Source organism: Corynebacterium sp. P4-C1, from assembly GCF_030503595.1.
Taxonomy (GTDB): Bacteria; Actinomycetota; Actinomycetes; order Mycobacteriales; family Mycobacteriaceae; genus Corynebacterium.
This window is the reverse complement of the sequence record NZ_CP129966.1, coordinates 1,774,772-1,796,519: the sequence shown is the minus strand read 5'-3', so window position 1 is coordinate 1,796,519 and position 21,748 is coordinate 1,774,772. Positions and strand designations below refer to the sequence as shown.

The window sequence follows — 21,748 nt, the reverse complement described above, 5'->3', positions numbered from 1 at the left end:
GATTACTGAGCCGTGAAAAGCCCAAAACCCAACCAAAACAAACCACACCACACACCAACACAGCATGCGGCCTGGCAATCCAAAAATTACAAAAACAAACCCAAAAAAGGTTCATCAACCATTGCTGCCCCTCCGACGAGGAGAAAAGACAACAACAAAAATCCAATCAGTCATGCAACCAACCAGACGAACAACACCCCATCAATGGTTCAGGCATCATCCGACCAGCACACACCAAAAAAGGCGCATCAGCCACACAAACCAACCAAACAAAAATCATTGGCACACTATCGAGTTCTCACACAACACACGCACACCCAAACACACCCCAAAAACAAGGCCCGTTCAAAGCGGCTTAACCGACCCTACACACACCCACACAACAAACAAAACCGCCTGCCATGCAAAGCAAATGAAAGGATCCACCAGCGCTCGTTTTCCTACCGCCATCTCACCAGAACCACCGTCCGGCGGGGCGTTGTCGGTCACGCTGACTCACATAAAGCTACACACACCCAACCAACAACACAAACCAGCAGGTTATTACAGCTTTTCAAGCCTTTTGATTTGTGTGTTTCGGGTTGATCAGACCCATGAGATACCGGGCCTGAATGACAGTGCCGACAAGCGCGATGATTCCAGCTACCACCAGCGCGAAAATGACGCTAGCGTCGTGGAAGCTTTGTGCATCCGATGCCCCATTAGCGATGAAGAACATCATGTAGCCGGGAAGAATCCCCAGTTCAGTGCGCCAGATTTTCACTGCGGAACCGATAACGGCACTGGCGAGACCACCGATACCGACGGTGATCGTTGCAGCCCAGGAAAATTCAGACGGCGATGCTAGGCCCGCCACGGCGATATACGCCGCCACCGAACCCACTGCTGACACCCATGACCGCGCCAGCCACCGCCAGCGCGGCACGCCGTAGCCCGCGCCGGTTGCCGCACCGGGTATACCGAGCCCCGGCATGCAGTACGCGGAGTACCAGACAATGATCGGGAAACCGCCGAAAAGCTGGCGGAAAGTGTGGTTGCCGACGAAGTTTGACAGGTACAGAAATATGCAATGCGCAATGGCCACACCGAGAGCCCACAGCAGCTGCGGTTTGAAGATCAATTCGAATTCGAAGCTGCCACGGCCAATGTGCGAACCTGCCTTTTGGTCACTCACCACTGCATCGCCGGTTATGAATTTCCCGCCGAAGAGCACGCCTGACACCAGCGCCACGAGTGCACCGGTGATGCCGACCCAGTCCGGGCGCGCGAGTAGCGCGATGGCCGCACTGAGCACCACTGCGGGAACGACGGCCATGGCAGTGAGCTTCATGGTCCGGGACTTTGGCATCCCGTATGCCGTGTAGGCGGTGTCCTCCAACGACAGCGCACCGATCATGAATACCGTCAGCATCATCGGGCCAAAGATGACAGCCATAGGCGAATCACGGGTGACATAAAGCACCCCGAATGCAAGCATCGCAAGTATCGGGATCATCCAGATCAAACGTGTCAGCGGCGCCGCGACAAATTGATGGCGGAAATATCCGAGCAGACTTGTGTTCATCTAGGACACCTCCAAATAATGCTCGATCAGGTCGTCGAACGTGGCAGCGCGGGAATGACGCGGGGCGTCACTGATCGGCACGAGTTCCGGGCCCGCGACAGCGAATTCATCGGCGTCTTCAGGGACGCATCGCTTGACGACGACCCCGCCCCTCCCCAGAATCACCGCATCATCCAGCACTTTTGCCGCGTCGTCGATGTGGTGCGTGGCCATCACGATCGTGCGTCCTGTATCCGCCTGCTCAAGAAGGCGGCGGTAGAACACCCCCGTGTTGTGGGTGTCTAGGCCGACATAGGGTTCGTCGAGTAGCAAAACCTCCGTGCTCGACGCCAGACCGATGATGATGGAGACCATGGCGCGCTGACCGCGGGATAGTCGGCCATAGCGGGTTGCCAGGGCATCCCCCAAGACGAAATCCGCGATGAGCTCATCAGCGAGCGCACGGTCCCACGAGCGGTAACGAAGGCTGGCTCCCTTGATCACATCTTTGCCTGACCAGGAGTCCGGATATGCGGTATCGACGCCGGTCAGGCACGTGTTGTCCATGACGCGTGCGTTGTCGAAGGGGCGCTGCCCGAAGACCTCGACGGTGCCTGAGTCAGGTTTGAGCTGGCCACCGATGATCTGCAGAAGGGTGGACTTGCCCACGCCGTTGCGGCCGAGCAGACCGTGAATGCCTGGGCCGAAGTCCAGGTCGACACCCTGCAGTACATCTTTTTTGCCGAAGCTATGGGCCAAGCCCGATACATGAATTGTCATTGGTACATTCCTCTGCTTTCTGCGACGCGGTCGATGAGGTCGTGGAGATCAGCGCGGGCATAACCCAGGCGCAAGGCTTCGTCGATAAGCGGTGCGATGTAGTTGCCCGCGAAATCCTCGCGGCGCTTGCCGACGATGCGTTCCCGTGCCCCTTCCGTGACGAACATTCCGATACCGCGGCGTTTTTCTAAGACTCCTGTTTCCACGAGCAATGTCAGCCCTTTGCGCGCTGTGGCCGGATTGATGCTGTGAAATGCGGCGAGCTCGTTCATGGACGGGGCCCGCTCGCCAGGCTCGAGTTCGCCGTCCATGATCTGGTCCTGAATTAGGCGTGCGATCTGAAGGAACAGCGGTTCTGTGTCATTGCCCACCTTTCACCTCCGGTTAGTTAGTTATGTAACTAACCGTATAACCGTCGGAAGTTTTCGGCAACGCTCTACGTTGAACTGCACAGAACCTATCCCCCTCCTGCGGATTATTGCTGTTCAACGGAGAGCTGCAGCGAGACTGAAGCAAAACAGGCAGACTGGGGGGACGACAAAACGTCTTAGCTATATGAATAGATACGGATTTAGGAGCCATGCTTGAACGCACACTTGTCTTCGTCGACACGTCATACCTGCTCGCGAGCTTTTACAACTCGTGGGAGACAGGAGCGCGGTCGCAACTAGAAATCGACCTGCCTGAGGTGGTGAACGACCTTTCAGGCATGATCATCCAGCAACTCAATCAGCCGATCCACCGGCAGTTCTGGTACGACGGCATTCCTGATTCGGGTCCGCACCGCTACCAGCGCGCCCTCCGCACCTGCGACGGGGTGCAACTCCGCACCGGCCAGCTCATCGAGTGGGGTGAGCGCCGCACGCAGAAAGGCGTGGACACCCGTCTTGTCGCCGACATCGTGGTCAACGCGATGCGCGGCCAGTGCACCGATTTCGTCCTGGTCAGCGGCGATGCTGACATGATTCCCGGTGTCGAGGAAGCCACGAACGCGGGCATTCGCGTGCATCTTTACGGCTTCGGGTGGGACTCCATGTCCTCCGCCCTGCGCCACGCCTGCGACACCACGACGATCCTCGACCCCCGCGAGGACTTCGCGGAGGCCATGCAACTGCAGGTCCTCGAAGGCCCCCTGCCCCCGACCATCCGGGAGCGCCCGATGGACGACGGGGGCTTCGAGGAGGCCGAGGGCATGTGCGGCGTGCCCCGACCCGACGGCGGGAACCCGCTATCCGCGGACAGCGCCGCGGATGCCGAAAGCAGCGAAGATGCCGCAGGGAGCGGGACTCCGGGCAGCGCTTCGCCCACCGAGTGCGTGGAGACTGCCGGCGGCGACCAGGCCCCCGAGGCAGATGACCTCGCGGGCATCGAGGCGGAGGAACCCTCCGAATCCGAGACCGCGGAGCCGTCCGCCACGAAGCACCCTGGCCCGCCGTCGCCGGCGCAGGTCGCTGCCGCTACTCCGCGGACAATGCCGAAGCCGTCGATGATGGCACCGCGCCGCAAGCTCCGTTCGCGCTACGTGCCGCTGCCGGAAGAGGTGTGGACCTCGTCCGGATTCCAGACGCCGTTCGATGTGGGCCAGCAGTACGCGACCTGGTGGTACGACAACGCTGCCTCCTCCGAACAGCGCGACAAAGCGCACATGCTCTCCGGTGGCGGTCTCCCACCTGAGATCGACCGCCCGCTGTTGCAGTTCGCCTGCGAGACGCTGCACGAGTACACGCTGAGTGAGCACCAGCGCGTCAACCTCCGCGACGGTTTCCACTCCGGCATCCGCGGAGTACTGATCAACATCCGCCGGACGCAGAGCTAAAGATTCGGGTTAAGGATCAAGCGCGCGGCGACTCCCCGTCGAAACGATCGAGGCTCTCCTCGGAGGGCTCGCCGTCGGTGGCGCGGGTGTCGTTCGTGCCGGCGGTGAGCTCGCCCGCCTTCTCTGCGTCGAGTGAGGCACGGATCTCGGCGAGCTTCGAGCTGGCGGCCACGTCGGTTTGGCCGGACTCGATCTCCGCCATCACTCCGTCCACACCGGATTCGGCGAGCTCCTGCTGGCCAAGGGCAGTGGCATAGCGGCGCTCGATCTTCTCGCGGACACCGTCGAGCGTGGGCACCGAATCGTCCTCGCGAAACTGACCGATGGTGTCCATTGTCTGGGCGGTGTGCTCCTGCATTTTCGCCTGGTCCACCTGTGCGCGCAGACGGTTGACCTCGTTCATCTGCTCCTGCAGGCGCGCCTCCGATTGCTTCTGCTGCTGCTCGGCCTGCGCGGCGGCTTGCTCGGCGGCGGAGTACTGCGTTGACAAGTCCTGCAGTTCTTGCTCCACCGTGACCAGTTGCGCAGCGAGGGTTTCAGCGGTGGTGTTGAACTGGGACGCCTTCGCGGTGTCCCCCTCAGCGGTGGCCTTGTCCGCCATCTGCAGCGCGGTCTTTGTCTTGTCCTGCAGCTCCGCCTGCTTCTCGCGTTGACGGTTGATCTTGAGCTCAAGCTGCTTCTTCGACCCGATGATCTCTGCGGCCTGGCGAGTGATCGCGTTGTGCTGCTCCTTCGCAGCAGCTGCTGCCTGCTCAATTTGGACCTTCGGATCGGCGTTCTCGTCGATCTTGGAGTCGAACGACTGCATGAGATACTTCCAGCCCTTGCTGAACGGGTTAGCCATGAGTGCGGATCCTTCACTTCCGTAGTGGTTCATCGAGATTTTTCGTTTCCCGAGTCTACGTGCCTTCCCGTGCCACTGTCAGGACATGAACCGAGGAGGATTCAGCCGGCAAAACGCCCCCGGGCACTCCACAAAAAGGGTGACCGGGGGCGGAATCAACGTCGATAAGCTGCGCTTTAAGCCTCACTCTCCTGCGCGTTCTGCGCCGCGATATCGCGGTGCACTTCCTCCATGTCCACATCGCGGATCGCCTGGATGAACTCCTCAAGGTCAGCCGGCGGCATCGCTCCGGAAGTCTGGCCGAGTGCAATGCCCTCGCGGAAGACGAACAGAGTGGGAATCGTCTGGATCTGCAGAGCAGCTGCCAGCCCCTCGTTCGCCTCCGTGTCCAGCTTGGCAAAGACGATGTCGTCGTGCTTTTCAGAAGCTTTCTCGAATGTCGGAGCGAACGCCTTGCAGGGCCCGCACCAGTCCGCCCATGCGTCGACGATGACGATGTCGTTATTCTCAATCGTCTGGGTGAACGTGTCCTCAGTTACATTGACGGTACTCATGCTTCATCTCCTATGACTGCTTTAGTATTCTCATACTTAGGGCATTCCCCGTGTTCCTGGGGTCTGTGTTGGTTCAACCCTATCAACGCCGCCTGCATTCCCTTTGGGGTGTGAGCAGTAGTTTTAAGGAGATCACGTGACTAAGAACTACCGGTTCGAAGGCCCGACGGACGAGACATCCGTGGCACGCTTGAAGGATGAGGTGGGCCAAGTCCTGGGCACCCAAGGTGTCAAGGTTGAAGTCGAGGAAGGCATCCTTCGCGTGCGCGGAGAGAACTTCACCGACGACCAGATCTCGCTCGCTGTGGAGTATGCGGGCTTTTCGCTTATCGACGAATAAGGAGTAGTGAGCACCATGGCAGACGAATCCAACGTCACCGAATACACCGTCGACGGCATGACCTGCGCACACTGCGAAGCCAGTGTGAAGGAGGAAATTAGCGAGGTCCCAGGCGTGACCGGCGTAACTGCCGACCACACGACCGGTGCCGTGACTGTCACCGGTGATGGCTTTTCGCGCGATCAGATCGCCGCCGCTGTTAAGGAGGCCGGCTACACGCTGGTGTAAGGCTGTCAGGGTAAACGCCGAGAGCAAGAACCGGCGTTTTCATATCGCGACATCACGGGCCCAGTGGTTCCCAATTCCGGGAATCTCTGGGCCCTTTTCCGTGTTCTGGTTAGTGGACACTGAAAAAACGGCGCATTGGCGACAACGCAGAGGAAGGATGAGTTCCCAGTGAGCACCCCGCTGCCGGCGACGGCTTCGAAGCAGCTCGAACACCTTGACTTGGGGGTGACGGGGATGACCTGCACCTCCTGCTCGTCGCGGGTGCAGCGCAAGCTGAACAAGGTCGACGGGGTGGATGCCAGTGTCAACTTCTCCACCGAGACCGCTTCCGTTGATTTCGACCCGAAGAAGACCGACCGCGCTTCACTCGTCCAGGTGATCCGCGATGCCGGCTACGATGCCTTCGCCATGTCCGCCGCAGGGCCGGCAGAAAGCGATGACGCTGGGCGAACCGACGGCGTGAGCGGTATCGACAGCATTGAGCTCGCACGCGAGAACGAAGCAGAGAAACTCAAGCGCACCGTGATCTGGTCCGCCATTCTCGCCGTCCCGATCATGCTGATATCAATGATCCCCGCTCTACAGTTCACCTACTGGCAGTGGGCGGTGTTCACCCTGACCACGCTCGTCTACGTCGTGGCGGGTGCGCCTTTCCACCGCGCCACCTGGACGAACCTCCGCCATGGAGCGGTGACCATGGACACCCTGATCACTTTGGGCACCACGGCCGCCTATTTGTGGTCGGTGTGGGCGCTCTTCCTGGGCACTGCCGGCGAACCCGGCATGACGATGAAGATGCACCCCTTCTCCCCTGCCGGTCATGGTGGTAGCGCAGATGAGATCTACCTTGAGACTGTTGCTGTTGTGATCACGTTCCTGCTGCTGGGACGCTGGTTTGAAACCAAAGCGAAGGGAAGGTCATCGGAAGCGCTGCGCAATTTGGCCACGATGGGTGCCAAGGACGCAGCTGTGATCCGGGATGGCCAGGAAGTGCGCGTACCGGTCTCTCAAGTGGCCGTGGGTGACCGCTTCGTGGTCCGCCCGGGAGAGAAGATCGCCACCGACGGCCGCGTGGTCGCCGGCGCCTCTGCAGTGGACAACTCCATGCTCACCGGTGAATCTGTTCCGGTGGAGGTGTCGGAGGGCTCGACAGTCACCGGTGCCACAGTCAACCAGACCGGTCGTCTCGTCGTAGAGGCCACCCGGGTCGGTGGGGAGACCACGCTGTCCCGCATGAGTGAGCTCGTGCGCCAAGCGCAGGCCGGGCAGGCCCCGGTGGAAAAGCTCGTCGACCGCATCTCCCGCGTCTTCGTGCCGGCCGTCATCGCAATCGCTGTGGTCACCCTCATTGTCCACCTCGCACTGGGCAACCCAGTTCCGGAGGCGTTCTCGGCGGCGGTGGCGGTGCTGATCATCGCGTGCCCGTGTGCGCTCGGGCTAGCCACCCCCACAGCCATTCTGGTTGGTACCGGCCGCGGCGCGCAGATGGGCCTGTTGATCAAGGGGCCGGAGATCCTCGAATCGACCCGGCGCGTAGACACGATCGTTCTGGATAAGACCGGCACGGTGACGACCGGGGAAATGTCCGTCGATGCTGTTGAGCCTGCTGACCCGTTCAGCACCGACGAGGTGCTGTCGCTGGCTGCCGCAGTGGAGGCCGGCTCCGAGCACCCCATTGCCCGGGCGATTACCGCCGCCGCCGGCGAGCGGGCGCTCCGTCCTGCGTCGGCGTCCGACTTCTCCAGTACTACGGGAAAGGGAGTGCGCGCCGTCGTGGATGGCGCCACCGTCACTGTCGGCCGCGGCACCGGGGATCAAGCCCGGGCGCTCGAGGAGAGCGGCGCGACCGCGGTGACCGTCACCGTCAACGGCGAGCCTGCCGGTGTGATCGCAGTGCGCGACACCGCGAAGGACACTTCGGCGCAGGCCATTGCCGACCTGCGGGAACTGGGGTTGACGCCGTATCTGCTCACCGGCGACAACCCCGGTGCCGCCCGCGCGGCGGCGAGGGCTGTGGGGATCGACGCTGACAAAGTGACGGCGTCGGTGATGCCGGAGGAGAAGGTGGGCGTCGTCGAAAAGCTCCGCGAGGAAGGCAAGGTCGTCGCGATGGTCGGCGACGGTGTCAACGACGCGGCTGCCCTGGCCACCGCCGACCTCGGCTTGGCGATGGGCTCGGGCACCGATGTCGCCATCGAGGCCGCCGACATCACCCTGATGGGCGACGATCTCCGCTCCGCGGCGGACGCGATCCGGCTCTCCCGGGCGACGCTGCGCACGATCAAGGGGAATCTGTTCTGGGCATTCGCCTATAATGTGATTCTCGTTCCCGTCGCCGCGACCGGTCTGCTCAACCCGATGCTCGCGGGGATCGCGATGGCATTCTCCTCGGTCTTCGTGGTCTCTAACTCGCTGCGACTCAACCGGTTCCGTGCGCTCCACGGTGAATAGATTTCCCTTTAAGGCTTCTGTTCACCGATTGCATCTGGCTATGCTTTCAGCGCATGAGCACGACTGCCAGCCAAAACACACTTTCCCGAAATGAACGGCTCGAACGGCTCCCCGTGACGGGCAAGCACAAGCGCCTGCTCCTCGGCTCCGGAATCGGCTGGGCACTCGACGCGATGGATGTCGGACTGGTGTCGTTCATCATCGCCGCGCTGAAAGTGCATTGGGAGCTAGATAAGACCACCACCTCCTGGATTGCGTCGATCGGCTTCATCGGAATGGCGATCGGCGCTTCGCTCGGCGGTCTACTCGCCGACAAAATCGGGCGCCGGCAAGTCTTCGCCGCGACCCTCCTGCTCTACGGTCTCGCCACCGGCGCTTCCGCGCTGGCATGGTCCGTGGGCGCGCTCATGATCTTCCGTTTCCTCGTCGGGCTCGGCCTGGGTGCTGAGCTTCCCGTCGCGTCAACGCTGATCAGCGAGTTCTCTCCGCGTAAGGTGCGCGGCCGGATGGTCGTTCTGCTCGAGGCCTTCTGGGCGGTGGGTTGGATCCTGGCCGCTGTGATCGGCACATTCGTGGTGTCCCAGGGCGAGAACGGGTGGCGCTGGGGCTTCGCCCTGGGCACGGTCCCCGCACTCTACGCGATCTACGTGCGGCTCGGACTGCCTGAATCCGTGCGCTTCCTGGAATCCGTCGGGCGCCACGAAGAGGCGGAGGAGATCGTGCGTTCCTTCGAGGCTGCCGCCAATCTGGAAAATGTGGACCGCTCCCCTGCCCCGGAAACTGACGTTGCCGAGTCCTCCGCGCACGGTGGAATCTGGGGGCAGGAGATGCGCCGCCGCACCGCCGCATTCTGGGCTGTCTGGTTCGGGGTCTCCCTGTCCTATTACGGCGCCTTCATCTGGATCCCGTCGCTGCTGGTGGACCAAGGATTCACGCTCGTGAAATCGTTCACGTTCACGCTCATCATCACCATCGCGCAGCTGCCCGGCTACTCCGCCGCCGGGTGGCTGATCGAGGTCTGGGGCCGCCGCAAGACCCTCTCGGCATTTTTGGCCGGTTCCGCGTTGGCCGCAATCCTCTACGGCTTCGCGGCTGCACCGTGGCAGATCATCGCTACCGGGTGCCTGCTCTCTTTCTTCAATCTCGGTGCCTGGGGTGCCTTGTACGCCATCGGGCCGGAGCTCTACCCCACCTCCATCCGCGCCACCGGTACCGGGGCGGGCGCCGCTTTCGGGCGCATCGGTTCGATCATCGCCCCGCTCATCGTCCCGCCGGTGCTCGCCTTCGGCGGCCCCGGGGCAGTCTTCGGGATTTTCGCCGCTGCTTTCGCCCTGGCTTGTGTCGCGGCGTTCACTTTGCCGGAGCAGCTCGGAAAGGCACTGAGCTAGCTTCTCGATGCCACATTCTCCCGATCAGCCGCGCGCCATGTTCACGAATCGGGAGTAGTGCAGCTGGTGCGCCACGGCGATCGTGTCGATCGGACCGCCGCGGTGCTTCGCGATAATGATGTCGGCCTCGCCAGCGCGCTCGTTGTCGCGGTCTTGGGAGTCCGGCCGGTACAGCAGCATCACGATATCCGCGTCTTGCTCCAGCGAACCGGACTCACGGAGATCCGCCAGCTGAGGGCGTTTGTCAGTGCGGGCTTCCGGGCCACGGTTGAGCTGCGAGATAGCGATGACGGGGACTTCGAGCTCCTTGGCCAACAGCTTGAGCTGCCGGGAGAATTCCGAGACCTCCTGCTGACGGGATTCGACCTTGCGGCCGGAGCTCATCAGCTGCATGTAGTCGAGCACCACGAGGTCGAGGCCGTGCTGCTGCTTTAGGCGACGGGCCTTGGACCGGATCTCCATCATGGTCAGGTTCGGGGAATCATCAATGAAGATCGGTGCCGCCTGGATCTCGCGGAGGCGGTGGGTGAGCTTTTCCCAGTCGGATTCCTCCATCTGGCCCGAGCGCATCGCCGACAGCTTGATCTCCGTCTCGGCGGACAAAAGACGCATGACGATCTCGGAGGCGCTCATCTCTAGCGAGAAAATCACGGAGGTCAGACCGTTGTGGATGGAGCACGAGCGCACGAAATCCATGGCCAGTGTCGACTTGCCCACACCAGGGCGGGCGGCGATGATGATCATCTGTCCGGCGTGAAGACCGTTAGTCAGGCGGTCCAGGTCGATGAAGCCGGTGGGCACTCCGGCCGCGAGGCCGCCGTCCTTCTCGTAGGCCGCCAACTCGTCCACGGTGGGCTTGAGCAGGTCAGCCAGCGCGCGGTAGTCCTCCCCTGTCTTCTGCTGTGCGACCGCGAACACTTCCTGCTGGGCCCGGTCGACCAGCGACTCGATCTCCATGCCCTCCGCACCGTCGTAACCCAGCTGCGCCACACGGGTACCGGCATCCACCAGCTGCCGCAGCGTAGACTTCTCCGCCACGATATCCGCGTAGTAGCGGGCGTTTGCCGAGGTGGGCACCTCGGAGATCAGCGTGTGCAGGTACGGTGCCCCACCCGCCCGTTCCAGCTGGTTCAGACGGTCGAGACGGCCACTGACGATGAGCACATCCACCTCAGACCCCTGCGAGTAGAGGTCGAGGATAGCCTGGTAGATCAGCTGGTGGGCCGGAAAATAGAAATCCTCGACGCGCAGCAGCTCGATCACGTCGATCACTGTCGTCGGACTAAGAAGCATAGCGCCGAGAACGCCCTGCTCCGCCTTCCTGTCGTGCGGGGGCTGACGGTACTCGGACAGGTCAGAGCGGTCTTGGGTGAATCCCTTGCGGCCCCGGTAGCGGGACGACCCACCACGGTATTCCTCCGGTCCGTCACTTGGTTCCGGGGGCAGAGGCACCGCCTCGTCGGCGAAGCTATCCCCGTTGTATCCCCCGTCCTGCGGCGAGCTTCCGCCCGCTGTCCCCGATGCCATATTCTCGCGCTCCTTCACGTTGTCGACTCCTTCGAAATGTTACCCGCCGCTTTCACCCACACTGCCGTCGAGCAGGCCCTGCAATGCCTTGAAATCGCAGTTATCCACAGGGGCATGTGAATAAGTTCCACATTGCCCATGATTTTTTCCACACCCCCACCACCTCATCTGTGGATAACTTGTGGACAACTCGCTCTGCTATCCCCAGAATTCACGATTATCCCAGCTGAGCTCTTTATTATTCATTCGAGACAGGCCGCACATTCGGTGAATAAATCCACAACCAGTGGGTTTGACAAGTCCAAAATGACATCTAATAAGTGAACAAACTGTCTCGAATCATCTGCTTTCGCCCTGTGAACTGCTAGTTTTGCACCGAGTTATCCACAGGAGCTGTGCGCAACCCCAGCTCAGCGCGTCATACCCAACGGCCCACTTATTTCTGGTTCTTCACCGCACACAAAAAGAGCGTGGGCCCCACTCCTCACAAGTGGGACCCACGCTCAAAGCTGTTGTCGTTGGATCGCTGAAGCGATCGCCGTGGAAGCGCTGCTGTTAAGCGTTCACGACCTCGAAGTTCACCTTGCCCTCCACGTCATCGTGGAGTCGGACCTTGACCTGGTAACCGCCGGTGCTGGTCACGAGACCCTTCGGCACGTTGATGCGGCGCTTGTCCAGGTTCGGGCCGCCTGCTGCCAGAACGGCGTCGGCGATGTCGGCCGGCTTGACCGAACCGAAGATCTTGCCGTTGTTGGCGGTGCGCACCTTCACGGTGACGCCCTGCAGCTGGTCGAGCTGGTCACGCAGTTCCTTAGCGTGGTCCAGATCGCGCACTTCGCGTTCCTGCTGGGTGCGCTTGATGTCCTCAATCTGCTTCTCTGCGCCGCGGGTGGCCACGATGGCCAGGCCGCGCGGAAGCAGAAGGTTACGTCCGTAGCCGTCCTTGACCTCGACAATGTCGCCGGGTTCACCAAGGTTCTCAACGGCAGCGGTGAGGATCAGCTTCATAATCCTTACCTTTCCTTCTGAAAGTTGATGGTGTTTTGTCGATGTGCTTTAGAACGGGGGCTCGTCGTCCATGCCGCCGAAACCTCCGGCGGGAGGAGCAGAGTTCCACGGGTCGTTCGCGGGCTGGTTGTTTTGCTGGTTGTTCTGGCCAGACTGACCACCCTGGTTGCCCTGGTTGCCGCCACCGAATCCACCGGTGGACTGGCCGCCCTGGTTGCCACCGAAGCCGCCGCCGGAGCGGCCGGAGTTTCCGTCGCGGGAATTCCGGTTCACGCTGGCTGTAGCGTACTTCAGGGACGGACCGACCTCGTCGGCCTCAACCTCGAACACCGTGCGGTTTTCACCTTCACGGTTCTGGTAGGAGCGCTGCTTCAGGCGGCCATTGACAATGACGCGCATGCCCTTGGTCAGCGACTCCGCAACGTTTTCCGCAGCCTCACGCCACACGTTGCAGGTCAGGAACAAAGCTTCGCCGTCTTCCCACTGACCGGAGTCACGGTTGTACACGCGCGGGGTGGACGCGATGCGGAAATTCGCCACCGCGAGCCCTGTGGGCGTGAAACGCAGTTCCGGGTCGGCAACCAGGTTGCCTACGACAGTGATGGGGGTATCGCCTTGTGCCATTTTTCGTCCTTACCTTTTGACCTTGTGAACAGAGTGCTGATTCGACGTTGATTTGTCGTTGTGCAAGCCAGTGTATAGCCCGCACTGAACACAGCCCTTGCGCTGGGGTTTCACTCCCTGGCGCGCCGTTCTTTAAGTTCAGCGCTTACTTGTTGTCGGTGCGCAGAACCTTGGTTCGAATGACAGAGTCGTTCAGGTTCAGACGGCGGTCGAGCTCCTGCACGGTCTCGGACGCGCAATCCAGGGTGACTACTGCGTAGACGCCCTCTTCCTTCTTGTCGATGGGGTACGCAAGACGGCGCTTGCCCCACACATCAACGTTCTCCACCGTGCCGTTATCCTTGCGGACAATCTCAAGGTACTTGTCCAGGGACGGGGCAACAGTGCGCTCATCCTGACTCGGGTCAAGAATGATCATTACTTCGTAGTGACGCACGGACCTCATCACCTCCTATGGTCTGTTTGGTTTCGGCCACCGCCCTTGTGGCGATGGCAGGAGGGTCGCTTACGTCAAGCAACCCGTCAAGCGTACCGCAGGCCACGAGCAGGGAGAAATCGCTTATCGACGCCTTCCGCGCCCCGACATCCAGCTAATCGTCGCGGACCAGACCTTCGGGATCAATGTCGATTTCGATGTCCCCGAATTCAATTTCCCAGTAGCCGTCATCCCACTCGATCTCAACGCCGGCTTCGTTATTCCTGGCCGCAGCGAGGGCGCCCTCGACGTCGGAGTCAGAGACGCCTTCCTCGGACTTCTCGGCTTCAGCCTCGGCGGTGTAGCCGGTCACCTCGGCAGGCAGAACGTCCTGGTCGTCATCCTGTTCACTCTGGCCATCATCGTCAGAAGCGGTCGGCGTGGTGGGGGTCGCCGTGACTTCTTCGGTGATGGCTTCTGGCGCGGCGTCTTCGCCACTATCGCTGCAAGCGACAACGGAGAAGGAGAGAGCAGGTACAGCGATCAACGTCGTTAGTTTGTTCTTGCTCACGGTTCCCACCGTACGGATGCCTGGAAAATATTCTAGGTAGAAAATAATTCTCCAGCGCACGCCGTGAATCTCGGCTGCGGCGGACTACTGGCCCGAATTCGGCGCGACAACGAAGACGGCTAGAAAGACCGGCACGAAAGTCATGAAGATGAACGCCGCCAAACCCAGCCCGACCGACAGCGCGGCGGGCTTTTTGTTCACTACTGTCCAGTAGCAGGCGGTGAAGAGTAAGAACGCGAGCACGATGGAGCAGATGCCGAGGACTGTCGCGGTTCCCATGTGCGTTTCGCCTCCTCCCAATCGTCCGGGGTGGTCATGAGCGGGTCGCAGCCGAAGTGGGCTTCGCGGACCTTGTCGCGGCGGCGGCCGTACATCTGCTGGACTACGAGCACCATGATCGCCACGATGAACGCATCGCGCGCGAGCACGATTATGTTGAGCGCCCCGTCGGGCAGGCCGAGATTGTCGGTGCCCAGCATGTGCCACATCAAGATAGGCCACACCATCATGTCCACGGTCATCCACGTCAGCAGCAAGCGCCAGTAGGGGAGAGCGAGCACTGCCGGCACGATGAACCACAGTGAGTACTGGGGGCTCCACACCTTGTTGAACAGCAGGAAGAAGCCGACAATCAGCACCACGAGTTCGGCGATGCGCGGCTCCTCCGGCGCTTTGAGGCCCGCAACCAAAACGAACAAGCATCCGAGCAGAAAGAGCACGAGGGTCACAGTATTCAGGATCACCGGGGCACCCTCGCCCGCGTCGAACCCGGTCCAGCCTGTGATGCGGGAGATCACCGCGTAGATCGTGGTCCATTCCCAACCGCGCTCCGTGTTCAGGCGCTGGAATTCGTGCCAAGAATCGTAGTTGCGCAGCATCAGCGGCACGTTGACCGCCAACCACGTGCCGGCGGCACCGACGGCCAACTTCACCCACGGCATCATGTCGCGGCGGCGCAGGAATACGACTAGGTAGGCGCCCAGCAGGAAAACGGGCCACATCTTGAATGCGGTGCCAGCACCGATGAGCACGCCGGCGAGCCAGAAACGCTTGTTGCGCGCGGCCAGCATCGCGCCGACAGCGAACGCGATCGACGGAATGTCCCAGTTCGTGAACGCGTGCATGATCAGCAGGGGAGAGGCAACCACGAGAATCGTGTCCCAGATTCGGTTGCCGGCCAATTCCGCGACCATGCGCGCAGTGGCCACCCAGATCAGGGCCATCACAAAAGCGGTCAGGTAGAAGTACCAGCCGGAATCAGGGAGCAGCTTATCGACGACCGGATACGTCGTCCTGGCAATCCACCCCATCAGGCCCTGGAACAGGCCGCCCAGGACTGGGTACTCCATGTACCGGGTGAGGTCGCCCTCCGCCCACGAATAGTCGTAGACAAAGCCTGGCTGGTCGAGCCCGCGCCCGCCGTAGAGCGGGACGATGTCGTTGTAGCAGAACGAGGTGTATTGGCGGTTGCCGTCCCAGTTGAGCTGCATGGCGCCGTCGACAAGCTTGCCCCGCGCGCAGTTCGACTTCGACAGTGCGCCGAGAGCGAGGAAGGTCCACGCGACATCGATGATGGTGCGCAGGGGCGTCCACCAGCGGCCGCGACCGATTTGCGCGAAACGGCCCATGGCGCCGCCGAGGAACCGCATGGTCCCGGCGGCGGCCGGCTCTGTCTTTCCGGGCTGGATACGATCGGCCGGGTCCGGCCAACGCGCACCGCCGGGGCGGGATACCCGCTGCTTCGTGGTCACGTTATTCGACCAATTCGTCGATCAGGCCGCCGATATCCACCTCGGGCTGGCGCTGGGCCGGCGGTTCGGGTGCGGGTGCCGGGGCGGGAGCCGGCGCGGGTGCGGGTGCCGGCGCCGGCGCGGGTGCCGGAGCCTCCGCTGCCGGAGCGGAAGCTTCCGGCACCTGGGAGTTCTGCGACTCTGCCGGCTGTTGCTGGCTGTAGTCGTAGCCGTAACTCTGGTAGCTCGGCGACGTGCCGCCGCCGTACTTGCCGCCGGAGTAGGGGTTGATCCCCCAGTTGATCGGCTTCGCCTGCGGGAACTCCTCGTAGTCCTGGCCTTCGAGCACACCGTCGAGCACACCCTTCCAGATCGCGCCCGGCGACATGGAGCCGTACATGTTGCCGCCCCACTGGTTGAAGATGGGGGAGGTGTTGTCCGCGGTGCCCACCCACACAGCGACAGCAAGCTGCGGGGTGCCGCCGACCATCCAGGCGTCCTTGTTGTTGCCGGTGTCGCCCATCTGGGCAGTACCGGTCTTGGCGATGGAGGGCCGGCCGCCCGCCAGGGACTTGTTAGACCACCCGGCGATCGGCTGCATCGCCTCAACCACGTTGTCTGCGACTTGGCTGTTCACGCGGCGTTCCTTGTACTCCGGATCGAATTCGTAGAGTACCTCGCCGTCGGCCGTGGTGACCCGGTCGACGAAGTGCGGCGGGTGCCAGACACCGCGGTTGATCAGGGTGGCCACGCCGGTGGCCATGTCCAGCACGCGGGACTGGTACTGGCCCAGGATGATGCCGTCGTAAGGCATCTCGCCGTTCTCCGTCAACGTGTGTGGGATATTCGGCAGCTCGCGGGCCACACCCAGAGCATGCGCCATGTCGGCCGTATCCTGTGCGCCGTTGTCCAAATCGGACTGCATGCGGATGAACGAGGTGTTGTAGGAATTCTTCAGCGCATCCGCCAGGGTGGTCACGCCACCGCTGACACCGGAGTCGTTGTTGATGGTCCTGTCGCCCACGGTGACGGGGCCGGAATCGTAGTAGGCCGACAACGGGATGCCCTGCTGGAGTGCCGCCGCGAGACCGAAGATCTTGAACGAGGACCCAGTCTGCAGACCTGCGTTCGCGTAGTCCCAGCCGCTGGGATCGTCACCGCCGTAGTAGCCCTTGATGGCACCGGTGGCCGGGTCCATGGCGACGACACCGGTGCGGGCATCCTCCTGGAGGAGACTCATCTGCTCCTCGGAGGTTTTGAGCACCTGGTCCTGGGTGGACTGGTCGATCGTGGTGGTGATCTGCAGGCCGCGGTTGGTCACGTCGGCCTCACTGATACCCACTTGGGCCAGCTCCGCGATGACCTGGTTCTTGATCAGGCCGTTGGGGCCGGTCGCCTCGGTGTAGGCGGAGTAGGTCTGCGGGTCGCGCGTGTCCGGGAATTTGGCCCCGGCGCGCTGCTCCGGCGTGATCGCTCCCATCTGCACCATGCCGTCGAGCACGTAGTTCCAGCGGTTCATGGAATCCTGCTCGTTGTTCCACGGATCCAGCTGGCTAGGCAACTGAATGAGGCTGGCCAGCACCGCGCCTTCCTCGATGGTGAGCTCAGAGGCGGGCTTATTGAAGTAGGCGTTGGCCGCGGCCTGGATCCCGTACGCGTTGCGGCCGAAGTAGATGGTGTTCAGGTAACCGGCGAGGATTTCTTCCTTCGACCAATTGCGGGTCATCTTGATCGAGTAGACCAGCTCGTTGAACTTGCGCTGGTAGGAACGCTCGTTGCCCACAATCGTGTTCTTGACGTACTGCTGGGTGATCGTGGAGCCGCCGCCGGCGGAGGAGTCTCCCGTGATCTGGCCGAGCAGCGCGCGGCCGAAGCCAGTGAAGGAGAAGCCCGAGTTCTCCCAGAAGTCGCGGTCCTCGGCGGCGAGAACGGCGTCCTGCACGTGTTTGGGCACTTCGTCGAGCGGGATCTGCTCGCGGTTGCCCTCGGCGGGGACAATGCGGGCGAGCTGGGTCGTGCCGTCGTTGGCGAAGATGGTGGACACCTGCGCCGTCTCGATCTCGCCCGGCTCAGGCAGGTCCGCTTGGCTGTACTTCACACCGAAGATTGCCAGCGGCACCGCCATGATGAGGACGAGAGCCAGCACGAAAGCGGCCAGCCACTGGCCCTTCCGGCTCTTCTTCTTTTTCGCCGTCGCGCTCGAGCCCTTCGTGGCCTTCGCGTCCTTATCGCCCTTGTCGCCCTTCGCCAATGTCTTGCCTTTGCCGCTCGGACTGTCGTCCTTGCGGTTTTTGGGGCTGGAGGTGTTCTGCGACGTGTTCTTCGCTGTGTCGTGGCGCGGTGCAGCGGGCTTCTTGCCCGGACCGCTGCCGGAGTCAGTTTCTCGTGCCAATGAAGTATTCCTGCCTACTCGATTCCTCTAGATAGAGTACTTCCTCCGGCGCTGAATGACTGAACCGGAACGGCCTCGGCGGTGAGCAAAAGATGGTTCCAGCGGCAGAAGCCGCATACTTCGACGGTGTGGACGGTGAACGGGCCAACTTCGTCGATAAGCTCCGCGATTTCCTGCCCGCCGCGGGCCGACCCGGAGCGCCGGCCCAGGTTGTCCCCGTAGACCCAGAAGACGTTGCGCATCGGTGTGCCGCAAATGGGGCAGTCGCGCCCGGAGTCCACCCCGTGATGCTCCGCGGCGGCGCGGAGTAGGAAGTCGGCGTCGCACACCTCCTCGCGGCTCTTCTTTCCCGCGCGAAATTCGCGCAGAGCGGCGCGCCGTTCCCACTCGTGGGACACGGAATGAATCTGTTGAAACATCGCAACCAGCGTACTCGCTGACGCATGTCCGCGGAGCTGGACAATAGTTCTATGGTGGAAAATTCGATCCAGCTTCTTAATTTCTGTGGTTAACAACTACACTTAGTGCCATGTCACAAGATCCAACTGAGGATGCGTACGAAGTCGCGCGCGAGATCCGTCCATTTTTAACAAAGCTTTATGTCGCTTATTTCCGCATCTCCGAGCAATCGGATATTACGGGCCCGCAGCTTTCCATCATGGAGCGCCTCATTGAGAAGGGCCCGATGCGTATTAGCCAACTCGCTCAGGAGGAGGGTATCCGCATGCCCACCGCCTCGAACACTCTGCACCAGCTCGAGCAGCGTGACCTTGTGCGCCGTGTCCGCGACGAAACGGACCGCCGCGGGGTGAAGGTGGAGATCACCGACAAGGGCATCGAAGAGCACAACCGCGTCGCCGATGAGCGCACGCGCTATGTCGCCGAGATGGTAGCCACCCTCGACGCGGACTCCCTTCAGCAGCTCAAGGAGGCCACCCCGGCGCTGGCCGCACTAGCGACGTCCTACAACACCGGCAATATCGAATAGCTCCATCCCGCACGGACCCTCGGTGGTTTAAGGGTGAATTGTCCGCACCGCGTTTTCCGTTATAAAATTGCCAACGAAAAATTAAAGTTTTGTTGGTCTTCTCGTAACACGCGCGCCACATGAATAATTACCCCCTTACTCCGGAGCTCCTCCCGCATGTCGGCGAGGAGCGTCCTTTACGCATCCTCGTGGGGTGGGACCAGTCGGGCGAGGAAGCACTCGACTTCGCCTCGTGGCTCGCGCGCACCGCACCGTGCTCGATCCGCGTGGTCAGCACCGCGCCGCGCCCGTGGACCTCATTGCGCGGCAAGAAAAGCAAGAAATTCAAGAAGTGGTTCAAGCAGACCGAAAATAAGCGCCGCTCCGCGATCCGCTCCACGCTCAAGGACCAGGTTCCGCGCGAAGCCTGGGACAAGGATTGGGCGGTATTCCGCGACGGCTCACCGCGCCACGAGCTCATTTCCGCCGAGGCCCGGGAATTTCAGGCGGACCTCATCTTGCTCGGCTCGAAGTCGAAAGCAAAGAAAGGCCGTTTTTTGGCCACCTCGACAGCCGATGCGATGATGCATTATTCGCCGGTTTCCGTCGGCTTGGCGCCGCGCGCGGTCAAGCTGTCGAAGAAGGGCATCACCCGCGTCAACTACGTCTTCCTCGAGGACCGCAAAGAAGCGTCCATACGCGGCATGAAGGTGGCGGCGACGGTGGCCATGCTTCTCGACGTCGACCTGCGCATCATGGCCTTCTCCCCGAGGGAGACCTACAGCTACGAGGCGGAATTCGAGGCGGACGCGCCGCTTATCGACGAATGGAACGAATCCTCCCTCGCCCTGCTCGACCGCGCCCGCGACTGCGTCAGCGACACCGCCGCAACACTAGGTATTCCGGAGCCGAAGAATTTCGAGGTGGAGACCTGCGTCAGTTCCGGCGACGGCTGGAAGCGCGTGGTGGACTCCCAAAAGTGGAAGAAGGGCGACATCCTCTTCCTCGACTCGCAGCCGACAGAGCGCGCCCGCGTGCTCACCAACGCCCGCACCGAGGACTTCCTCGCCCACGCGCCTGTGCCGGTGGTCATTTTCCCGTAGCCTTTTGCCCGCACCTACAGCCGTATCGGTGCCCGCACCCGCGGGGGAGCGTTCCGCGGCGGGGATAGACTGGCAGTCATGTCCACCCACGATCCACGAGCGGGTTTACGCCGCGACACTCCCGAGCACCCGGAGAACGACCTGCACGGCGGCACCGACTACTACAACAAGGTGCCGCCGGAGCCGCGCGATTTCGACGAGCTCGCGGACCAGCCCGATCCGGTGGAGCTCAACGAGCGGAACCGCGCCTCCACGCGCCAGGCCATCATCTACGGGGCAGCGTCCGTTGCGGTCACGCTGCTGGTCGGAGGAGTGCTGGCGCTCATTGCCCGAATGGCAGGGGGTCCGCTGTGCGATGCGGGCAAGGCGGCGTGGCTATGCAGCAACGGCTGGCGCACCACGTGGGCGGTGGTCTCCTCCATCCCGCCGGTGGTGGCCCTGCTCGGCTGTGCGGTGATCATGGTGCGCAAGCTGAACCGCTATGAGCGCTGGGTGCCCTGGATGGGCGTGTTCTGGTTGCCGCTGGTGCCGTTCACCATGGCCTGGCTGATCGTCACCGTGGGAATGCTCGCCCGCGGCAGCGTCTAGCTGCAGGCGGGGCAATAAGGCGTTTTCTCCCGGCACGCCTCGCAGCTGACGTACTGCTGCCGGCAGTGAGGCTCATTGGCGCAGTTGTAGTGCTGGTTCGATGCTTCACCGCAGTGCACGCAGTGGCCGACTTGGACGAAGTCCTCGTCGCTCTCGGGGCCGAATTCGGTGTGCATGCGTTTGTCGAAGACGTAGAGTGAACCTTCCCACAGGCCCTGATTACCGAATTTCTCACCGTAGCGGACGATGCCGCCATCAATCTGGTAGACCTCTTCGAACCCGCGGTTGATCATCAACGACGACAGGATCTCGCAACGGATGCCACCGGTGCAGTAGGAGATGACCGGTTTGTCCTTCATCCAGTCGTACTTGCCGGATTCGAGCTCCGAAATGAAGTCGTGGGTGGTGTTCACGTCCGGCACGACGGCGTTCTTGAACTTTCCGATCTCAGCCTCGTAAGCGTTGCGCCCGTCGAAGAAAACCACGTCGTCGCGGCTGGCCGCCAGCTCGTTGACCTGCTCCGGCGAGAGGTGGGTGCCGCCGCCGACGACACCGCGGTCGTCGACACGCAATTCCTCCGGCGTGCCGAAAGAGACGATCTCGTCGCGCACCTTCACGCTGAGCTTCGGAAAATCGTCGGCTCCGCCTTCGGACCACTTGAACTCGATCCCGCGGAAATACTCCTTGGTCTTGCGCACGTACGCCTTGCAGGCATCCATGTCGCCGCCGACGGTGCCGTTGATCCCGTCGGGGGAGATGATGATGCGGCCGTTGAGCCCGAGCCCCTCACACAGGTCTCGCTGCCACAGACGGACCGCTTCAGGGTCCGGGATCGGGCGGAACTGGTAGTAGAGCAGAATTTTGCTGGGCATGGATACC

At 62.0% G+C, this 21,748-nt stretch carries 23 protein-coding genes; 9 read left to right on the top strand and 14 right to left on the bottom strand.

The window, feature by feature from the left end:
* Positions 1-12 precede the first annotated feature (12 nt).
* Positions 13-585, top strand: coding sequence for a hypothetical protein (locus tag QYR03_RS08535; protein WP_301978547.1), 573 nt, complete (start codon positions 13-15; stop codon positions 583-585).
* Here the strand turns inward: QYR03_RS08535 and QYR03_RS08530 are convergent.
* The 3 genes from QYR03_RS08530 to QYR03_RS08520 are packed head-to-tail and all read right to left on the bottom strand — an operon-like array spanning position 554 to position 2,694.
* The gene (locus tag QYR03_RS08530) at positions 554-1,564 is read right to left on the bottom strand and encodes a hypothetical protein (protein WP_301712629.1); all 1,011 of its coding nucleotides are present in this window, start codon (positions 1,562-1,564) and stop codon (positions 554-556) included. The two genes, QYR03_RS08535 and QYR03_RS08530, sit on opposite strands and share 32 nt — an antisense overlap.
* A complete protein-coding gene (locus QYR03_RS08525) occupies positions 1,565-2,323 on the bottom strand; it encodes an ATP-binding cassette domain-containing protein (RefSeq protein ID WP_301712630.1) in 759 nt (252 codons plus the stop codon). It abuts the gene before it with no gap.
* Positions 2,320-2,694: a GntR family transcriptional regulator gene (locus QYR03_RS08520; protein ID WP_259849477.1), complete on the bottom strand. Its 375-nt coding sequence runs from the start codon at positions 2,692-2,694 to the stop codon at positions 2,320-2,322. The genes QYR03_RS08525 and QYR03_RS08520 overlap by 4 nt, the downstream gene beginning before the upstream one ends.
* A gap of 209 nt (positions 2,695-2,903) precedes the next feature.
* Between QYR03_RS08520 and QYR03_RS08515 the strand changes: the two genes are divergently transcribed.
* Positions 2,904-4,139, top strand: coding sequence for an NYN domain-containing protein (locus QYR03_RS08515; protein WP_301712631.1), 1,236 nt, complete (start codon positions 2,904-2,906; stop codon positions 4,137-4,139).
* Positions 4,140-4,155: 16 nt separating this feature from the next.
* On the opposite strand, the gene QYR03_RS08510 is transcribed toward QYR03_RS08515, so the two are convergent.
* Positions 4,156-4,983, bottom strand: coding sequence for a PspA/IM30 family protein (locus tag QYR03_RS08510; protein ID WP_259849472.1), 828 nt, complete (start codon positions 4,981-4,983; stop codon positions 4,156-4,158).
* A 176-nt stretch (positions 4,984-5,159) separates the two neighbouring features.
* Positions 5,160-5,537, bottom strand: a complete 378-nt coding sequence (gene trxA / locus QYR03_RS08505) for a thioredoxin (protein ID WP_301712632.1) — start codon at positions 5,535-5,537, stop codon at positions 5,160-5,162.
* A 136-nt stretch (positions 5,538-5,673) separates the two neighbouring features.
* Here trxA and QYR03_RS08500 point away from each other — a divergent pair, with 136 nt between their 5' ends.
* From QYR03_RS08500 to QYR03_RS08485, 4 genes are all read left to right on the top strand, one after another.
* Positions 5,674-5,877 carry a transporter gene (locus tag QYR03_RS08500; protein ID WP_259849468.1) on the top strand — a complete coding sequence of 68 codons (204 nt, stop codon included), beginning with the start codon at positions 5,674-5,676 and terminating at the stop codon, positions 5,875-5,877.
* Between the two features lie 15 nt (positions 5,878-5,892).
* Positions 5,893-6,105 carry a heavy-metal-associated domain-containing protein gene (locus QYR03_RS08495; RefSeq protein WP_301712751.1) on the top strand — a complete coding sequence of 71 codons (213 nt, stop codon included), beginning with the start codon at positions 5,893-5,895 and terminating at the stop codon, positions 6,103-6,105.
* 234 nt (positions 6,106-6,339) lie between these two features.
* Complete coding sequence (locus QYR03_RS08490) at positions 6,340-8,556, top strand: cation-translocating P-type ATPase (RefSeq protein ID WP_301712752.1); 2,217 nt, start codon at positions 6,340-6,342, stop codon at positions 8,554-8,556.
* A gap of 53 nt (positions 8,557-8,609) precedes the next feature.
* Complete coding sequence (locus QYR03_RS08485) at positions 8,610-9,944, top strand: MFS transporter (RefSeq protein ID WP_259849466.1); 1,335 nt, start codon at positions 8,610-8,612, stop codon at positions 9,942-9,944.
* A gap of 24 nt (positions 9,945-9,968) precedes the next feature.
* Here QYR03_RS08485 and dnaB read toward each other — a convergent pair whose 3' ends face one another.
* From dnaB to QYR03_RS08445, 8 genes are all read right to left on the bottom strand, one after another.
* The gene (dnaB, locus tag QYR03_RS08480; RefSeq protein ID WP_259849529.1) at positions 9,969-11,471 is read right to left on the bottom strand and encodes a replicative DNA helicase; all 1,503 of its coding nucleotides are present in this window, start codon (positions 11,469-11,471) and stop codon (positions 9,969-9,971) included.
* A 555-nt stretch (positions 11,472-12,026) separates the two neighbouring features.
* Positions 12,027-12,479: a 50S ribosomal protein L9 gene (gene rplI, locus QYR03_RS08475; protein ID WP_301712633.1), complete on the bottom strand. Its 453-nt coding sequence runs from the start codon at positions 12,477-12,479 to the stop codon at positions 12,027-12,029.
* Between the two features lie 48 nt (positions 12,480-12,527).
* Entirely contained in the window at positions 12,528-13,103 is a 576-nt protein-coding gene (locus tag QYR03_RS08470; RefSeq protein WP_301712634.1) for a single-stranded DNA-binding protein, read from the bottom strand.
* Between the two features lie 145 nt (positions 13,104-13,248).
* A complete protein-coding gene (rpsF, locus tag QYR03_RS08465; RefSeq protein ID WP_259849460.1) occupies positions 13,249-13,539 on the bottom strand; it encodes a 30S ribosomal protein S6 in 291 nt (96 codons plus the stop codon).
* A gap of 154 nt (positions 13,540-13,693) precedes the next feature.
* Positions 13,694-14,089, bottom strand: a complete 396-nt coding sequence (locus QYR03_RS08460) for a hypothetical protein (RefSeq protein ID WP_301712635.1) — start codon at positions 14,087-14,089, stop codon at positions 13,694-13,696.
* 200 nt (positions 14,090-14,289) lie between these two features.
* The gene (locus tag QYR03_RS08455; protein WP_259849526.1) at positions 14,290-15,738 is read right to left on the bottom strand and encodes a glycosyltransferase family 87 protein; all 1,449 of its coding nucleotides are present in this window, start codon (positions 15,736-15,738) and stop codon (positions 14,290-14,292) included.
* A gap of 103 nt (positions 15,739-15,841) precedes the next feature.
* Positions 15,842-18,211, bottom strand: coding sequence for a transglycosylase domain-containing protein (locus QYR03_RS08450; protein ID WP_301712636.1), 2,370 nt, complete (start codon positions 18,209-18,211; stop codon positions 15,842-15,844).
* Positions 18,212-18,225: 14 nt separating this feature from the next.
* Positions 18,226-18,630, bottom strand: coding sequence for a DUF5318 domain-containing protein (locus tag QYR03_RS08445; protein WP_259849454.1), 405 nt, complete (start codon positions 18,628-18,630; stop codon positions 18,226-18,228).
* Between the two features lie 110 nt (positions 18,631-18,740).
* Here QYR03_RS08445 and QYR03_RS08440 point away from each other — a divergent pair, with 110 nt between their 5' ends.
* The 3 genes from QYR03_RS08440 to QYR03_RS08430 all read left to right on the top strand — a co-directional run bounded on the left by QYR03_RS08440 (position 18,741) and on the right by QYR03_RS08430 (position 20,869).
* On the top strand, positions 18,741-19,199 hold the full coding sequence (locus tag QYR03_RS08440; protein ID WP_259849452.1) for a MarR family winged helix-turn-helix transcriptional regulator: 459 nt from the start codon (positions 18,741-18,743) through the stop codon (positions 19,197-19,199).
* A 119-nt stretch (positions 19,200-19,318) separates the two neighbouring features.
* Positions 19,319-20,281 (top strand): universal stress protein, encoded by a 963-nt coding sequence (locus QYR03_RS08435; protein ID WP_301712637.1) that lies wholly within the window; start codon positions 19,319-19,321, stop codon positions 20,279-20,281.
* A 78-nt stretch (positions 20,282-20,359) separates the two neighbouring features.
* Positions 20,360-20,869: a hypothetical protein gene (locus QYR03_RS08430; protein ID WP_301712638.1), complete on the top strand. Its 510-nt coding sequence runs from the start codon at positions 20,360-20,362 to the stop codon at positions 20,867-20,869.
* On the opposite strand, the gene QYR03_RS08425 is transcribed toward QYR03_RS08430, so the two are convergent.
* Positions 20,866-21,741 (bottom strand): rhodanese-related sulfurtransferase, encoded by an 876-nt coding sequence (locus QYR03_RS08425; RefSeq protein WP_301712639.1) that lies wholly within the window; start codon positions 21,739-21,741, stop codon positions 20,866-20,868. The two genes, QYR03_RS08430 and QYR03_RS08425, sit on opposite strands and share 4 nt — an antisense overlap.
* Positions 21,742-21,748: the final 7 nt, after the last annotated feature.

Coding starts and splice junctions, on each gene's coding strand:
- QYR03_RS08495 (WP_301712751.1), top strand. CDS start 5,893: ATGGCAGACGAATCCAACGTCACCGAATACACCGTCGACGGCATGACC.
- QYR03_RS08455 (WP_259849526.1), bottom strand. CDS start 15,738: ATGCGGTTCCTCGGCGGCGCCATGGGCCGTTTCGCGCAAATCGGTCGC.
- QYR03_RS08515 (WP_301712631.1), top strand. CDS start 2,904: ATGCTTGAACGCACACTTGTCTTCGTCGACACGTCATACCTGCTCGCG.
- QYR03_RS08510 (WP_259849472.1), bottom strand. CDS start 4,983: ATGGCTAACCCGTTCAGCAAGGGCTGGAAGTATCTCATGCAGTCGTTC.
- QYR03_RS08490 (WP_301712752.1), top strand. CDS start 6,340: ATGACCTGCACCTCCTGCTCGTCGCGGGTGCAGCGCAAGCTGAACAAG.
- QYR03_RS08485 (WP_259849466.1), top strand. CDS start 8,610: ATGAGCACGACTGCCAGCCAAAACACACTTTCCCGAAATGAACGGCTC.
- QYR03_RS08425 (WP_301712639.1), bottom strand. CDS start 21,741: ATGCCCAGCAAAATTCTGCTCTACTACCAGTTCCGCCCGATCCCGGAC.
- rplI (WP_301712633.1), bottom strand. CDS start 12,479: ATGAAGCTGATCCTCACCGCTGCCGTTGAGAACCTTGGTGAACCCGGC.
- QYR03_RS08440 (WP_259849452.1), top strand. CDS start 18,741: ATGTCACAAGATCCAACTGAGGATGCGTACGAAGTCGCGCGCGAGATC.
- QYR03_RS08470 (WP_301712634.1), bottom strand. CDS start 13,103: ATGGCACAAGGCGATACCCCCATCACTGTCGTAGGCAACCTGGTTGCC.
- QYR03_RS08430 (WP_301712638.1), top strand. CDS start 20,360: ATGTCCACCCACGATCCACGAGCGGGTTTACGCCGCGACACTCCCGAG.
- QYR03_RS08445 (WP_259849454.1), bottom strand. CDS start 18,630: ATGTTTCAACAGATTCATTCCGTGTCCCACGAGTGGGAACGGCGCGCC.
- QYR03_RS08530 (WP_301712629.1), bottom strand. CDS start 1,564: ATGAACACAAGTCTGCTCGGATATTTCCGCCATCAATTTGTCGCGGCG.
- trxA (WP_301712632.1), bottom strand. CDS start 5,537: ATGAGTACCGTCAATGTAACTGAGGACACGTTCACCCAGACGATTGAG.
- QYR03_RS08435 (WP_301712637.1), top strand. CDS start 19,319: ATGAATAATTACCCCCTTACTCCGGAGCTCCTCCCGCATGTCGGCGAG.
- dnaB (WP_259849529.1), bottom strand. CDS start 11,471: ATGGCATCGGGGACAGCGGGCGGAAGCTCGCCGCAGGACGGGGGATAC.
- QYR03_RS08525 (WP_301712630.1), bottom strand. CDS start 2,323: ATGACAATTCATGTATCGGGCTTGGCCCATAGCTTCGGCAAAAAAGAT.